Raw genomic sequence first — 15,000 nt, forward strand, 5'->3', positions numbered from 1 at the left:
TTAGGAACGCATTCCCGGATCAACCGGAACCTCCGCTAACTGGTGTGGCGACTCTGTTTTTGTCCCCTAAAAACAAAAAAGCGGGGAAAGGCTCCCCGCTCAAACTTATTTCAGCAATACCATTTTAATGGATTGATTGAGATGTTCAGCCCGTAAGCGGGCAAAATAAATTCCGGACGGACTGCTTTTCCCTGAAGCATCCAGACCATTCCATTTAAAAGTATGCCGACCTGAGGTCAGGCGGCCCTGAAAGAGCGTTTTAACCAATTGGCCATTGGCATTAAAAATAGCAATTTGTACCTGGTTCAGAGTCTTTGGCACACTGATCTCAAATCTGGTTTCCGGATTAAAGGGATTGGGGTAATTTTGAGAGATTTCAAAACGGGTTACGGTAGCGCTGTTGTTGGATTCATCCAGGGCGCTGACATAGTTTGAATTTTGTGCGCCGGGCGTTCCCTTATCGCCGTCTCCAAAGGTAGTGCTGGCCTCGTCCCAGTTGGAGCCATCGCTATTGTCATAATTGGGATTCCGTAATTCCATCGAAGCGCCCGAAGGATCAGGAAAGGTAACACCATTATCATAACTTACACGATCCACTTCTGTAATCCCGTCGCTGTAAACCAGAACTACCTCGTCTGAGCTGTTACCCAGCGTAAAATTGGTGTACATATAATCCACCGGCGCGCCGCCGTTTTCAGACATGTTGTCATTGATACCAAGAACAAGGTATTCTCCAGGGGCAATCGTTAAGGGGCCGCCGTTATCGATGACATGATAATCGGTGTCGTCGTCCTTAATAATCCAGCCATTGATGTCTACTGTTTCCGTGTCGTTGTTGTACAGCTCAAACCATTCGCCTTTGGTATCGCTAACAGCGGAAGGATTTTGCATGATTTCGTTGATCACAATATCTGGGACCGTGGCAAAATCGTTATCGGTAATGGTCAATACGTGTTGCGATGGCGTGCCAATGGCGGCATTATTCCCGCCGCTTACATTTTGTAATTCAAAAGTAAAGTCTTCATCACCCTCGACTTCAGAATCATCGGTAATATTAACAGTAACCGTTTGATCGGCAGAGCTGCCGGCCGGAAAGGTGACGGTTTGGGTTGTGTAATTGTCCAGGTCGGCAGGGTCGCCGCTTACAAGAGCCACATCAACGGTGGTGGCGTTGTTGGGATCAGGATTGGTGATGGTGACGATTAGGTCGTAGGTGCCGTCGCCTTCATTAGCCGTGCCGGAAGCTGAGGCGAATTGTACGGTAGTGTTGGCCGAAGGCGTCCCGAGACCAAAATTAAAATTATCGAATGAACCGCTTGAGGTTGAACTGGTACTGGTGCTGTGTGCCCAAATGGGCCCGCTGTAAATCATGTTTGGATCATCAAAGAGATCCGTAACATTTGAAGTGGTGCTGGACACGAGCTGGTCGATATCGGCGGGCACGCTGATTGGGGTTCCTTCTTCATAGTACAGGGTCCATTCCCCGTCACTGGTCACTTCAACCCTGATATTAATCCCATCACTGCTAATGTTGTCCCAATCGACGCCGGTGCCTATGATGGTTGTTCCTCCATCACTTCCTGAAATTCCGTCGGTAAATTCAATGAGGGCCAACTCATCATTGGTCCCTTTCCAGACAACGGCGTAACCATCTACCGTAGAGGAAGAAAAATCTGATTCATTGGCTACCAACACCCAGCCTAAGCTGTAATTTGAAGCGCCCCAACCACTGGGATTTCTGTTCAAATCCATATGAAAGGACCAACCTGTCAGAGCATTGCTACCTAAATCAAAGGTGGGTTCAGAAGCGGTTAAGTCCCTGCTGGCATTGGTAGGCTCTGGTGAAGTGAGACCCCCTGTTTTGCAATACAACATATTGGAAGAAATGGATAGTTGATTGGTGGCATCTTCATGTTCCACCCAGCCATTTCCCAGTGTCTCGTTATCTGGTCTGTTAAAATCGTCAATTACATTGTAATTGACCTGGGCAAAAATAAAAGCGTTTAGGCTAAAAACCGTTAAGAAAGTTAGAATGAGACGCATACCTTCTCCTCCTCTTATTAATTTATATGAATAGATCATTTTTAATAAAATATAACGTAATTTAATATATCTTATGCGCAATGTAAATAGATGAATGCACATTTAATGCATTTCTAATATTTTTTTTAAATTTTTCAACTACAAATCTAAGGCAGCATAGCCGCAATCTTTAAAAAATCGCAAAGGGCGCCCGTCCTACGGCCGGACAGGCCCGTCTGGCAGGCGCAGCCGACTGTAGCTGCCAGAAAATTTAGAAAATTTCCTCACCAAGCCTTCCCCCTCTCCCAGATTTTTATTCTGGGAGAGGGAGATCGAGGGGGGGAGGGCTAATTCGTGAAATGACTTCTGCTGTTGGAGGAGTAAAGTTAAGAGTATATGAGTGTAATAGTTAAAGGGGGCCCGGGGCACTGGCCTGTCATTTTTTAAAGAAGTTTTTTTTTTGCGGCTGTGCTTCCTCAGGATCCTCATCAAAAAATTTTTGCATCCCGCTGTGGCAGGATTACATCTTTTAAAGAAAGTGTTATAGGGTTGGATTACAGTACTGCATAATTCCTGGCTTTGTAAAAAGAGGGAAGGGCACAAAAGCCAGAACAAAGAAGTTTGTGCTGTTCCATGGATGTGGAAAGGGCCGCTAATGTGTTGCCCTGAACATGTTTTTACACCATTACACACTCAATTTCTTCCGGACTGCTTTTATCGATTCATGAACAGCATCAGGGATTGAGTCCCAATGCAGGCGCAACCTGGCTCAGGGCTTTGATGACAAATTCCACATGCTCTTCAAAGGGAACGCCCAGCTCTTCTGCGCCTTCACGGATCTCCTGGCGATTGACCTTGGCGGCAAAACTTTTGTCTTTCAGTTTCTTCTTGACCGATTTAACTTTTACTTCTCCAATGGATTTATTGGGTCGAACCAGAGTCACAGCCACCAGGAAACCACACAATTCATCTACCGCATATAGGGTTTTTGCCATCAGTGTTTCCCGGGGAACGCCGGAAAAATTAGCGTGGCCCAGAATGGCGGTGCGAATTTCTTCCGGTACGCCTTTTTCTTTTAAAATTTCGCTGCCTTTCATGGGGTGTTCATCGGGATATTGTTCATAATCAAAATCATGTAATAGACCGACAACCGCCCAAAGGTCTTCATCTTCGCCAAATTTTTTGGCGTAAGCGCGCATGGCGGCTTCCACGGCAAAAGCGTGTTTCAGCAAGCTCTCACTCTGTGTGTATTCTTTTAAAATTGCTAATGCCTCGTCTCTGGTCATGATAAATCCTCCTTCAAGCACACAAAACGTTTCCGCCATTTACATTTAAAATTTCGCCATTGATGTACCGCGCCAGATTGGACGCAAGAAAGATCACCGGCCCGGCAATGTCCTCTGGCTCTCCCACAAAACCTAAGGGAATGTTGCGGACAATTTCAGCTTCTTGCTCAGTTATAGTTTTTTTGGTCATATCGGTCTTGATCCATCCCGGCGCCACGGAGTTAACATGAATGCCTTTAGGCCCCAATTCAGCAGCCAGCGATTTGGTGAAACTGATGATGGCGCCTTTAGTGGCAGCGTAATGCGCATAATAGGGTTCGCCCCTTTGACCGGCCGTAGAAGAAATATGGATGATATGCCCCTGAATGCCCGCCTTGAGCATGTGTTGAACAACCACTTTAGTGAAATGAAATACACCATCCAGATTGGTTTGTATTGTTTTACGCCAATCATCCACGGACAGCTTTTCAATGGGGCCATATTCCCAGATGCCGGCATTGTTGACCAGAATATCAATATGGCCAAATTTTTCGATGCTATTTCGTACAAAACTCTGAACCTCTCGATAGTCCCTTACATCGCATTCCTGGAAAAAGACCTCTGTGCCAAACTTTTTAATTTCAGCGCTCAGCTGTTCGGCGGCGCGTAAATTTTTGTTGTAATTAAAGGCCACGCCGGCTCCTAATTTGCCGAACAGACGAACAATGGCCGCCCCGATGCCGCGACTACCGCCTGTGACGATTACATTTTTCCCCTCAAAACTAATCATTCTTGCTCCCCGCTGCTCGCCTTTTTATTTGTATTTTATCTTTGTAAAAACTAATTTGTCGAAAATAAATTAAAGAATCAATGAAAATTTCAGGAGGCAAGATGAAATCAAAACTGATTGCGCTCAGCTTTATGATTTTGTTCTTTAGTTATTGTTCCAAAAAAACAGAAGTTCCGGCTATTACCGAAGGCCAGCCGGTTACTATCCCTGAAAATACGATTACCACAGACAGCGGCCTGAAATATATCGATATTGTTCAGGGTAAAGGACAAACCCCTCAAACAGGTCAGACGGTGGTTGTGCATTACACCGGCTGGTTGATGAACGGTAAAAAGTTTGACAGTTCGGTGGATCGTCACAAACCGTTTAAATTTGTTTTGGGCCAGGGCCAGGTCATTCCAGGTTGGGATGAAGGCTTAAGTACGATGAAAGTTGGCGGTAAGCGCCGGTTGTTTATCACCTATCAATTAGCCTATGGTGAGCGTGGGTATCCTCCTGTCATTCCTCCCAATGCAATGCTGGTTTTCGATGTGGAACTATTAGCCATCGAGTAATCGAATCAGCCTGAATTTGAGAGGGCAGGCAAAATGTGAACAGTGAAGCTTGAACGAAGGTATTCCTGCCTCTTAATAGTTTCTTGAAAAATTTTCATGCTGCTTTAGAATACTGCCTTTAGATGTAATGCAATAGCGTGCGAAAATTTTTGCGCTGAAGATCCTAACCCCCCGGCCCCCTTCCCTTTTTTAAAAAAGGGAAGGGGGAGCGAATTGTGCCGCTTTGCTGAGTCTTCGCCTTACATGTCCACAAATTTTAATTTTTATGATATCTTTGTGCTCTCATTGGTTGATTTTGGTTGCGGCTCTACTGCTTTAGAATACTTCCTTTAGATGTAATGCAATAGCGTGCGAAAATTTTTGCGCTGAAGATCCTAACCCCGGCCCCCTTCCCTTCTTTTAATAAAGAGAAGGGGGAGTAAATTTGGCCGCTTTGCTTAGTTCTACTACGATATGTTAAGATATTTTGCCATTTTTGCACACTTTGTGAATGCTTCTCCCTTACAAAGTCTCGAGCTAAAGCTCGAGTTACGTTGCGCGTGCGAATTGTCTGCAAGTGGGAGGGATTCTTCGCCCCCGATAAATCGGGGACTCAGAAAGACACTCAGCGCCATTTAACTACTTAACCATTCAACTAAATAACTAAAGCGGGAACTCGGAATGACACACTACACGCGGGCCTTTCCCCTTCGGAATAACCTGCCCTCTCACAAAATAATTCGTAATTCGTAGTTTTTAATTTTGACAATGTCTTATTTTCTGTGGATGATTCAGATTGCGGCTCTGGGGCCTTTAAAAAGATGGTGCATTGTCGGTCCTAAAATCTTCCCTGCCTTTCTTGTGGCATTACTTTATGATTTCAAATTTCTTTTAAAGTAATGGAAAACAGGTTCTGCACTTCAGTAATTTGGATGAGTTTTTGCGGTCTTTCAGCACTTCCGCCATGGAAAAAACCTTAAAAAAATATTCTTACAAATTGGTTGATTTTCCTAATCTTTGCCTTAAGTTTGACGAAAATATAAAAAAATGTTAACAAGAACAGGAGAAATTTGGGCATGAACCAATTACATAACCATCCTCAAAAAATTATGATCCAGATTTTGTTCCTTTGCATCTTCTTTTTAGGACAGGCATTTGGCGCTGTCTATTATTCTCAGGGCAGTGGAAACTTTGGCACTCTATCCAATTGGAATACCAATCGTTCCGGGGGGGGGGCACAGCCCAGCTCCATCAATTCTACAGATGATTTTGTGATCCAGAATGGGCACACCATTACCAATGATGGTACTTACACGATTAACAGCCTGACCATTGAAAGCGGAGGAACCTATGACGGGAATGCTAATGTTTTAACACTGAATGGAAATTTTACCCAGGATGGCACCTTTACCGATGGGATTAATGGGGCTGCCAGTATGACTTTTTCTGGTTCAGGCACCCAAACCATAGGCGGTAGTGCTTCCATTGAATTTGATATCTTAACGTTTAACGGCACAGGCACCTATAATTTAAATTCCAGTTTTGCCACCTCGTTTTTTAATCTTTCCGGTGGTACTTTAAATGCAGGGAGTGCAACCGTTCAATTGTTTGGCGTAGGTTTAAATCCTACTTTCAATAAAACAGGGGGAACCTTTAATGCCGGAACGTCATCGTTTATTTTTACGACTACCAGCACGGGTACGCAAACGATTTCCAGTAATAACAATTTAAGCTTTTACAATCTGGAACACTCTCCTGGCGCGAATCGCAGTTTAACTTTTTCCGGTGGTGTGCAATTCAGTGTAAGCAATCAATTTACGCGGGGCGGCTTTAGCTCCAGTGTAATACTGGATGGAAGCACAACGCTTAATATCAGTGGAGCAACCCTGATTTACACCGGAAGCTCAAACAAAACCATCTCAGCGGAATGGCCCATTAGTTCTTCGCTGGCTCCGGATGTGGTCCAATGCAATTCCAGCATTACCATTACGGCCAATCCTGGAGCAGGAAATACTTTGCAGACCAACTACCTCTCTCTGTCTTCTGGTTCTTCTCTGTCCATCTCTTCGGGTACGGTTCAGGTCAATACAAAAGTAACGTTAACCGACGGCACTATTACGGAAAGTGGCGGAACCTTTGCCTGGGGGGCTGGCACTACAACCTTGCTTTACAATGGTTCTTCTCAGCAGACCGTGGGCGCAGAATGGACCTCGGCTAAAGCTCCGACGAATGTGCAAATCAACAATTCATCGGGCGTCTCGCCGGCTGTCAATCTGGGCAGCACGGCGCTGGCTAATGTGGCGGGGGATTTAACTCTGACTCTGGGTTCACTGGACTATTCGGCCGGCTCTCTCTCTTTAAGCGTTGGAGGGAATGTGGTTGGTGGTTCCGGAAGTTTTGGAACAGTAAACGGGAACACATTAATTGTAACGGGAACGAATAATCAGATTACTTCCTCTGGACAGGCTACGATCTACAATTTAACCATTAATGCTACCAATGCCTCCCTCTCAGATATTGTCATTTCCGGAACTTTAACCATCAATCCAGGTAGCGGAAACACAACCACCCTGGTCGGATCAATTACGCTAAACAGCGGCGCAACCATGCATGTTACCAGTGGAACACTCAATCTGAACGGCTACGGCGTTACAAAAAATGGTTCCAATACCCTTACTCTCGATGCCAGCACGCAACTCACAACGGGCGGTAGCTCCATTACCGGTTTTTCCACCTATTCTCTTAATGCCAGCAGCACCGTATTATTCAATGGCTCAGGGAGTGAAGACATCCCGGCGGGCGTTAGCTATGGAAATTTGAGCATTAACAAGTCTGGCGGTACGGCAACCGTTAATGGTACCGGGACGGTGGTACTCCAGGATGGCGGAGATTTTACGCTTCAGGCCGGCGCCTTTAGCTTGAATGGATTTACATTGCAATTGGGTAATAATAGCGATTTGATCGTTCAGGCCGGGACTGCTGACCTGGCTGGCGGATCATTAAGCATTACAGCTTCCAATACAAATGCCTTTTCCGTGGCCAGCGGCGGTGAATTAAAAACCGGTGGAACCAGTCTGGATGGATTTGATAGCTACACTGCTAATGGAACGCTTACCTTTAATGGTAGTTCCGCAGAAACTATTCCGGCGGGTTTGACCAGTGTTAATAACTTAACGATCAACAACGGAGCCGGAGTTACTGCTTCGGCAAACATGCAGGTGAGTGGCACTTTAACCTTAACAACCGGAACGTTCACCCCACAAACGCTGACCTTGACCGGAGGTTTGACCGGCAATGGAGGTAATTTCAGTACCAGTAGCGGAACCGTGGTCTTTCAGGGCAGCGCGCAACAAACCATCGGCGGTTCCTCGACGGTTAATTTTTACAACCTGACTCTTAATAATGCCAATGGGCTGGTTATCAGCAATAATGTAACAGTTTACGGCACCATGACCCTGACCAGCGGTGTCTTTAATACCAACGGAAATCTATTGTCCCTGGCCACCAGCGGAACATTCTCAGGGGGCAGTTCTTCCACGTACGTTGAAGGCCGGGTTGCTAAATCCTTTGCCATCGGAAGTTCAGACAACTTTACCTTCCCCACAGCAAAAGACGGGCAGTATCTGCCGGTCACGGTCTCTTTTACCAATGTTTCGGTCAGTACGTACACGGTAACGGTCGAACAATTCAATTCAGATCCTCACACGGCTATTAGCAGTAGCATTGATGCCGCTACATTAAGTGCTATTTCATCGATTCGATACTGGAGCATTCAAGGTTCGGGCGGTAGTCCTACCAACCTGCAAATCACCTTAAGCTGGAACAGCTCCGATGGCATCAGTAATTTGACGGCGCTAGATGTAGCGCAGTTTAGTAACGGACAGTGGATTAGCGTGGGCGGAAACGGTAGCGGAACGGCCAGTAGCGGTACCATTCAGTCTGAGGTCATTACGACCAGCGGAAGCTATTACACCTTTGGTGATGATGCGGCCGGCGGACAGGACAATTCTCTGCCTGTCACGCTTTCAACGTTCAATGCCCAGGTGTTCTCTGGCAAAGTGGTGCTGGAATGGGTTACCGAATCGGAAATCAATAATCGGGGATTTAATGTGTACCGAAAAAGCGCTGCTAATGAACACTGGCAGAGGCTTAACAAAAGCCTGATTGCAGGCGCCGGTAATTCCAGTGTGCAACACACCTACACCTTTGTAGATGAACAGGTTGTTGCAGGCGAAACTTACAGCTATCGCCTGGAAAACGTATCCTTCAGCGGGCAAGTCGAGGCGTTCAATCATCTGGTTAAAACGGTTACCGTTCCTCTTCCGACCGATTTTGCGGTCTATCAGAACTATCCTAATCCGTTCAATCCGAAAACGACGATTAAATTTCAATTACCGGAACAACAGCGTGTCTCGGTTTTGATCTACGATGTGAATGGCAATCTGATCAGGAAGCTCATCGACGGGGAGACATTTGAGGCTGGCCAGCATCAGGTGATCTGGGACGCAACCGATGAAGCCCGGCAACCCGTTTCCAGCGGAACCTATTTTTATCGGTTTATCGCATCCCATTATTCCAAAATGCTTAAGATGATCTATTTGAAATAAAAACAATAAGCCCCGGTATTCTGCTGCCGGGGCTTTTCAATTTATCCCGCATTCAATGGATTTTGATTATCTGTTCTCTTCATCCACAACTTGTTTCAAGGTAGGCATAAAATCGGGGAGTGCCGATTCAATGCGTGTCCAACCTGGAATCATGGGCAGTTCCATGGGATTGGCCAGGAACTGGTCTCCGGCAATAATGATGCTTTTGAGAAAGACCTCGATGGTTTTTTCCTCAGAGTGCCGATCGTATTTAAGGCCGTTGATCATGGCGTCAACATAGTATTTATCCAGAAAATCGAGCGCGGTTCGTAAATAGGTAGCCTTAATGGTTCTGAAGAATTGGTCGGAAAAGACCACGCCCATGCTGGCCAGCATGCGGTAAAAAGATTTAGCAATATCGATGGACATTTTAGCCAACCCAGTATTGGGATTGTCTTCAGAGAGCACCTGATGTTTGTGATCGTAGCGATCGATAATATCTACCTGACAAATCTGATTTTTAGCGTAATTACGGTAAATCTCATTTAACGTGCCAATTTCCAGCCCCCAATCGGTAGGCAGGCGCAACCGCACGGCCACATCGCGAATCATGGACATCTCGCCGGAGAGCGGGTAGCGGAAGGAATCGATGTAGTCCAGGTAATCATAAGAACCTAAAATCTTTTTTAGGGAACGGATCAGCGGCGTGATAAAGAGACGCGCCACGCGTCCATGCATGCGATCGGAAACCCGGCTGTAAAATCCCTTGGCAAATCTGAAATTAAGGGTTGAATTGGTAACCGGATAGACCAGGCGATCCAGCAAGGAACGGGTGTAGGTTAAGATGTCGCAATCGTGAATGGCAAAAACTCTTGACCTGTTGGAAGCTAACAGGTAGCCCATGCACAGCCAGACATTACGCCCTTTGCCTTCTGTGCCGATGTAGAGGTTGTTTTTGTCCAGCAGATCGTAAAGCTCCTGAATCCGTGGACTCCGTTGCCAGATTACTTTTACATTCTGCGGAAGCTGTGAAAAAAAAGCTTTGGCTTTTTCGAATTGTTCTTCTGTGGCTTTGTCCAGTCCAACGACAATTTCGGAAAGGTAAGGCACCTGTTTCAATTCTTCAATAATGCGTGGTAAAGCCTGACCTTCAATTTCGCTGTACAAAGAGGGTAAAATCAAGGCAATGGGTCTGCGTTTGGCATATTGCAGGATTTCTTCTTCTAACTGTTCTACCGGGTAATCGGTTAATTTGTGTAATGTTGTAATAACACCATTCTGGAAAAAATCGGCCATGTTTACCTCTTTTATTTGGTTTTTAAAAATTTAAAAACCGCTTCGGCCCAGCCTGCCGGCCCTGGCCTTTGCGTAATGTACACATTTTCAATGCCTTTTAAATGTACAAAATTACCGTCTTTTTTGCGAACGATAATTGGCAGATCAACAGCTTTTAACATCTCAAAATCATTCTTACTGTCCCCTAATCCCATGGTTTTAAACGTATGGCCGGCCTGTGCGGTAAAGATTTCAGTCATTTTTTTGACGGCCTGGCCTTTGTCGCAATTGCCGATCAAGTGGTAAAAACGATTACCATGCAGCAAACGGAAACCGTTCTGCTGTACAAAGTGTTGCACATCTTGCCGGTTCGAAAGGTTTTCTTCCAGCGACACCATGGGTTCGCTGAACAAGCGCTTTTGGGCCAGCCGCGCTTCTTGGCCAGAAAGATGCGTAAGCTGACAGATTTCATCGATCTCCATTTCAGAGAAGCCCTTAACCTTTAACGAAAAGCGCTCTTTTAATTCTTTAAAGAAAAGAAGAATGTCTTGCCGCTCTTTACCGAGCACGATGACCTTTAGACCGTTGAAAGGCCTGGCCTCCGGAATTGGCACGAAATAGTCAGCCGGAAAGACAACAGCGCTCCCATTCTCAATGATAAAAGGACCGGTTAAAGCCAGAGTTTTCTGTAATTCCAGAACCTCTTCCATGGTTTTACTGGTACAGGGAATAACCGGGATCTGCCGTTCTTTTAAAAAGTTCATAGCCGGCAGCGCTTCCGAAAAGTCGTAAGTATCAAAATCGAGCAATGTTCCATCTAAATCGGTGAAGATCAGCCAATTGTTTTTCATATGTTAAAAATGCTACACTTTAAGGAAAAAGTCAAGAAATAAATACCACAACCGGTAGCGCAATATTTGAATTTGAAGAACGGGATTGCTAACTTGTATTGTTGTAAAAAGGAAAACAGGGATTATGGATAAAAAAGAGATCATTAAAATACTGGAAGAAATTGGCCGGCTTCTGGAAATCAAAGGAGAGAATCCCTTTAAAGCGCGCGCCTATTACAATGCCGCCCGTCAGATTGAAGTGCTGCAGGAAGACATTGCTAAGCTGGTTGCAGAGAACCGTTTAAAGGAATTAAAAGGGGTCGGAGACGCGCTGGCCCAAAAAATTGCCACATTAGTTACCACCGGTCATTTGCCCTATTATGATAGGTTGAAAGCCTCGGTGCCCGGGGGCCTTTTAGAAATATTGAAAATTCCGGGCCTGGGCCCCAAAAAGGTGAAGTCCATTTACGAAACATTAGGTATTACGACCATTGGTGAACTGGAATATGCCTGTCTGGAAAACCGCCTACGCGATTTACCGGGCTTTGGGCATAAAACCCAGGAAAAGATTTTAAAAGGGATTGAACTGAGGAAAAAGTACAAAGAGCGCTTTCATCTGCCGGTGGCTGAAGAGGAAGCGCAGCGCTTGCAGAAATATTTGGCGCAGCGGAAGGAGATTAAACAAATGGCCGTTGCTGGCAGCTTGCGGCGGAAAAAGGAGACCATCAAGGACATCGATCTGCTGGTGGCCTGCTCTGCTGAACAGCGGGCTCTTTTGATCTCCCACTTTATCCATTACCCCGAAGTGGACACGATCACCAATCAGGGTCAAACCAAAGTGAGTGTGGTCTTAAAATCGGGTATGGCCTGCGACCTGCGTTTGGTGGATGAGAAGCAATTTCCTTTTGCCCTGCAATATTTCACAGGTAGCGCAGAGCACAACACTGCCTTACGCCATCGGGCAAAAAAAATGCAATGGACGCTCAATGAATATGGCCTTTTCCCTGCAGGGCAGGAAGAGTCTGTGCAGTGCGCCAGTGAGGCGGAAATCTATGAGGCTTTGAAGTTAAGCTACATTCCGCCGGAATTACGAGAAAATGTTGGTGAAATTGAAGCTGCCGAAAAAGGCCGGCTCCCCGAGTTGATCAGCAGAAAAGATTTAAAAGGTTTGTTTCACGTTCACACCATTTACAGCGATGGAGCGGAGACCATTGAGCAGATGGCTAAAAGGGCCAGGGAACTGGGTTTTGAATACATCGGCATTTGCGATCACAGCAAATCCGCCTATTATGCCAATGGCTTAACAGAAGAACGTATTAAACAGCAGCATGAAGAAATCGATCAGCTTAATGAGAAGCTAGCGCCTTTTGTCATTTTAAAAGGCATTGAAGTCGATATTTTACCGGATGGAACTCTGGATTACGATGATCAGACTCTGGCATCGTTCGATTTTGTTGTTGCCTCGGTGCACTCTTCTTTTAAACTTTCTGAGCAGGAAATGACCGAACGCATCTGCCGCGCCTTGCGTCATCCGCTGGTCGATATGTTGGGCCATCCAACCGGACGTCTGCTGTTAGGGCGTGAGCCGTATGCCCTGAACATGGAGAAGGTGCTGGAAACGGCCGCTCAGTTTAATAAGATTATCGAAATAAATGCCAATCCTTACCGCCTTGATCTGGACTGGCGCGTAGGCATCAAAGCCTGCAAAATGGGCATTAAAACAGCGATCAATCCCGATGCCCATCACCTTGAGGGTTTAAAAGATTTTGAATATGGTCTGGCTATTGCCCGAAAAGCCTGGTATTCCAGAGAAGGGGTTATCAACACCTTAACAACAACCGAAGTGCGGGGCTATTTCAAAAATCAAAGAAAATAGGGCGCAGACGCTGGTTAAATTAAAAAGATGAGAGCAATTTTAACATAAATTGGGGGAGATATGGAAATTAAAATCATTGTCGATGCAATGGGGGGAGATTATGCTCCTAAAGAAATTGTTCCGGGAGCACTTCGGGCGCTAAAAAAAATTTCAGATTTAAAGATTATTCTGGTTGGCGATGAGAACAAAATCAATCCCATCCTTGAAGAAGAGCCCGATACTTTTAATATCGAAGTAGTTCATACCGAGCAATTCGTTACCATGGATGAATCTCCCAAAACAGCCATCAACCAGAAACCGGAAGCCAGTATTAACATTGGCATGCGGTTGCTGGCCGAAAACAACGCTGATGCTCTGGTTTCAGCAGGCTCGACAGGGGCCACCATTTTGTCGGCCGCCAAATTTCTGCCCATGATTCCCGGCATTGAACGCTCCGCTCTGGCTACGGTTTTCCCCACGGCCCGCATGCATCCCAGTAATCATGGCCTGTCGTTAATGATCGATGTGGGCGCCACTTTACACTGTTCAGCAAAACAGCTGGTGCATTTTGCTTACATGGGCAGTTACTATGTTTCGCATGTTCTTGAAATTCCACATCCGCGGGTGGCCCTGCTGAATAATGGTTCTGAAGAAACCAAAGGCGGAGAGACGCTGGTGCGCACCTACCAATACCTTAAAGAGGCTCCGAGCATTAATTTTATCGGCAATGTGGAAGGAAATGATATTTTAAAGGGTGTGGCCGATGTCATTGTTACTGAAGGCTTTGTGGGCAATATCGTATTAAAAACACTGGAAGGCGCCAGCGAAGTTTTAAGACATGCCGGCCGCTACGCCTACCGAAAACGATTTACCTGGAAGGTTGGCCTGGCCTTGCTTAGCTCTGGTGTGCGCCAGTTGAAAAAGAGAACCGATTATTCCGAATACGGCGGCGCCCCTATTTTAGGTTTTCAAAAGATTGTGATCAAAGCCCATGGCCGTTCTAATGCAAAAGCCATGGCCAATGCCATTGCTGTGGCTCGCCAGTCCGTGGAACAAAAAGTGGCAGACCACATCGGAAAATCTATTCTTGAGTTTAACAAACAACATCGTATTGATTTTATTGAGATTTAATACCATAATATTTTTAGACGGCAGAGACGCAACCAAAAAATTTCCGCAGGGCTTTAAGCAACCACGGAGGGCACAAAAATTAATTTAAATTAAAAATTACGAATTCCGAATTATTTTGCGAAGGGACAAGTTGTGCCAGGGCGGTGAGGACCCGTGCCGCGTGTCATTTCTCCCCCGCTTTAGCGGGGGAGAAATCCCTTACACCGGCACGCAGTACAAATGTCCTTCGCACGCGCAACGTAACTCGGGCTTCAGCTCGAGACTTTTGTAAGGGCAAATTATTTTTTGCCAAGCTTTGCTCAAGAGCAATTTTAACTCGTACACAAAGAGGTTGCGCTAATTGGAACCTTCTTCAGGAAAATGCTTCGCCCCGTACGTTGGAGAAAGATTTCTCCGCTCTGCACGTTGTTTCCTCTCCATTAAACCATTCAACAATTCAACTAATCAACCGTAATGTGCAATTAAGGCTTTTAAATTCAGATCGAACGAAGAAAGAATCTTCCATAACTTCAAAAAAACAATTTACAATAAAAAGTACTTATTGGCGGTGCAAAAAGAGAATTTCATTTTTAAATGATGACTTATTCTTTTTATCTAAAATAATGTCAATTATTGTCGATACTATTTGCCACAAATCGTTAGCTGGGTAAAATATGCAATTTAAAATCGCGTTTATCTCAGATAGATTAGTTGAGTTTCAGTTTTTCTTGAAG

The 15,000-nt window shown here is 45.5% G+C and carries 9 protein-coding genes; 4 read left to right on the forward strand and 5 right to left on the reverse strand.

What is annotated here, in order from left to right; genetic code table 11:
- Positions 1 to 105 precede the first annotated feature (105 nt).
- From ACWB0I_RS02825 to ACWB0I_RS02835, 3 genes are all read right to left on the reverse strand, one after another.
- Positions 106 to 2,043, reverse strand: coding sequence for a lamin tail domain-containing protein (locus ACWB0I_RS02825; RefSeq protein ID WP_479386516.1), 1,938 nt, complete (start codon positions 2,041 to 2,043; stop codon positions 106 to 108).
- A gap of 713 nt (positions 2,044 to 2,756) precedes the next feature.
- Entirely contained in the window at positions 2,757 to 3,308 is a 552-nt protein-coding gene (locus tag ACWB0I_RS02830; RefSeq protein ID WP_479386517.1) for an HD domain-containing protein, read from the reverse strand.
- Between the two features lie 13 nt (positions 3,309 to 3,321).
- The gene (locus ACWB0I_RS02835; protein WP_479386518.1) at positions 3,322 to 4,077 is read right to left on the reverse strand and encodes an SDR family NAD(P)-dependent oxidoreductase; all 756 of its coding nucleotides are present in this window, start codon (positions 4,075 to 4,077) and stop codon (positions 3,322 to 3,324) included.
- A 101-nt stretch (positions 4,078 to 4,178) separates the two neighbouring features.
- Between ACWB0I_RS02835 and ACWB0I_RS02840 the strand changes: the two genes are divergently transcribed.
- Both ACWB0I_RS02840 and ACWB0I_RS02845 read left to right on the forward strand, forming a co-directional pair.
- Positions 4,179 to 4,631, forward strand: a complete 453-nt coding sequence (locus ACWB0I_RS02840; RefSeq protein ID WP_479386519.1) for an FKBP-type peptidyl-prolyl cis-trans isomerase — start codon at positions 4,179 to 4,181, stop codon at positions 4,629 to 4,631.
- 1,055 nt (positions 4,632 to 5,686) lie between these two features.
- Entirely contained in the window at positions 5,687 to 9,217 is a 3,531-nt protein-coding gene (locus ACWB0I_RS02845; protein ID WP_479386520.1) for a beta strand repeat-containing protein, read from the forward strand.
- Positions 9,218 to 9,283: 66 nt separating this feature from the next.
- Here the strand turns inward: ACWB0I_RS02845 and ACWB0I_RS02850 are convergent, their stop codons facing one another.
- Both ACWB0I_RS02850 and ACWB0I_RS02855 read right to left on the reverse strand, forming a co-directional pair.
- A complete protein-coding gene (locus ACWB0I_RS02850) occupies positions 9,284 to 10,492 on the reverse strand; it encodes a glycosyltransferase family protein (RefSeq protein ID WP_479386521.1) in 1,209 nt (402 codons plus the stop codon).
- 11 nt (positions 10,493 to 10,503) lie between these two features.
- The gene (locus ACWB0I_RS02855; protein WP_479386522.1) at positions 10,504 to 11,322 is read right to left on the reverse strand and encodes an HAD-IIB family hydrolase; all 819 of its coding nucleotides are present in this window, start codon (positions 11,320 to 11,322) and stop codon (positions 10,504 to 10,506) included.
- A 124-nt stretch (positions 11,323 to 11,446) separates the two neighbouring features.
- On the opposite strand from ACWB0I_RS02855, the gene polX reads away from it, so the two are divergent.
- Positions 11,447 to 13,177, forward strand: a complete 1,731-nt coding sequence (gene polX / locus ACWB0I_RS02860; RefSeq protein ID WP_479386523.1) for a DNA polymerase/3'-5' exonuclease PolX — start codon at positions 11,447 to 11,449, stop codon at positions 13,175 to 13,177.
- A gap of 60 nt (positions 13,178 to 13,237) precedes the next feature.
- Complete coding sequence (gene plsX / locus ACWB0I_RS02865) at positions 13,238 to 14,287, forward strand: phosphate acyltransferase PlsX (protein WP_479386524.1); 1,050 nt, start codon at positions 13,238 to 13,240, stop codon at positions 14,285 to 14,287.
- Positions 14,288 to 15,000 lie beyond the last annotated feature (713 nt).

Source organism: Caldithrix sp. (genome assembly GCF_056497305.1).

Coding starts and splice junctions, on each gene's coding strand:
- ACWB0I_RS02850 (WP_479386521.1), bottom strand. CDS start 10,492: ATGGCCGATTTTTTCCAGAATGGTGTTATTACAACATTACACAAATTA.
- ACWB0I_RS02855 (WP_479386522.1), bottom strand. CDS start 11,322: ATGAAAAACAATTGGCTGATCTTCACCGATTTAGATGGAACATTGCTC.
- ACWB0I_RS02840 (WP_479386519.1), top strand. CDS start 4,179: ATGAAATCAAAACTGATTGCGCTCAGCTTTATGATTTTGTTCTTTAGT.
- ACWB0I_RS02830 (WP_479386517.1), bottom strand. CDS start 3,308: ATGACCAGAGACGAGGCATTAGCAATTTTAAAAGAATACACACAGAGT.
- plsX (WP_479386524.1), top strand. CDS start 13,238: ATGGAAATTAAAATCATTGTCGATGCAATGGGGGGAGATTATGCTCCT.
- ACWB0I_RS02835 (WP_479386518.1), bottom strand. CDS start 4,077: ATGATTAGTTTTGAGGGGAAAAATGTAATCGTCACAGGCGGTAGTCGC.
- ACWB0I_RS02825 (WP_479386516.1), bottom strand. CDS start 2,043: ATGCGTCTCATTCTAACTTTCTTAACGGTTTTTAGCCTAAACGCTTTT.
- polX (WP_479386523.1), top strand. CDS start 11,447: ATGGATAAAAAAGAGATCATTAAAATACTGGAAGAAATTGGCCGGCTT.
- ACWB0I_RS02845 (WP_479386520.1), top strand. CDS start 5,687: ATGAACCAATTACATAACCATCCTCAAAAAATTATGATCCAGATTTTG.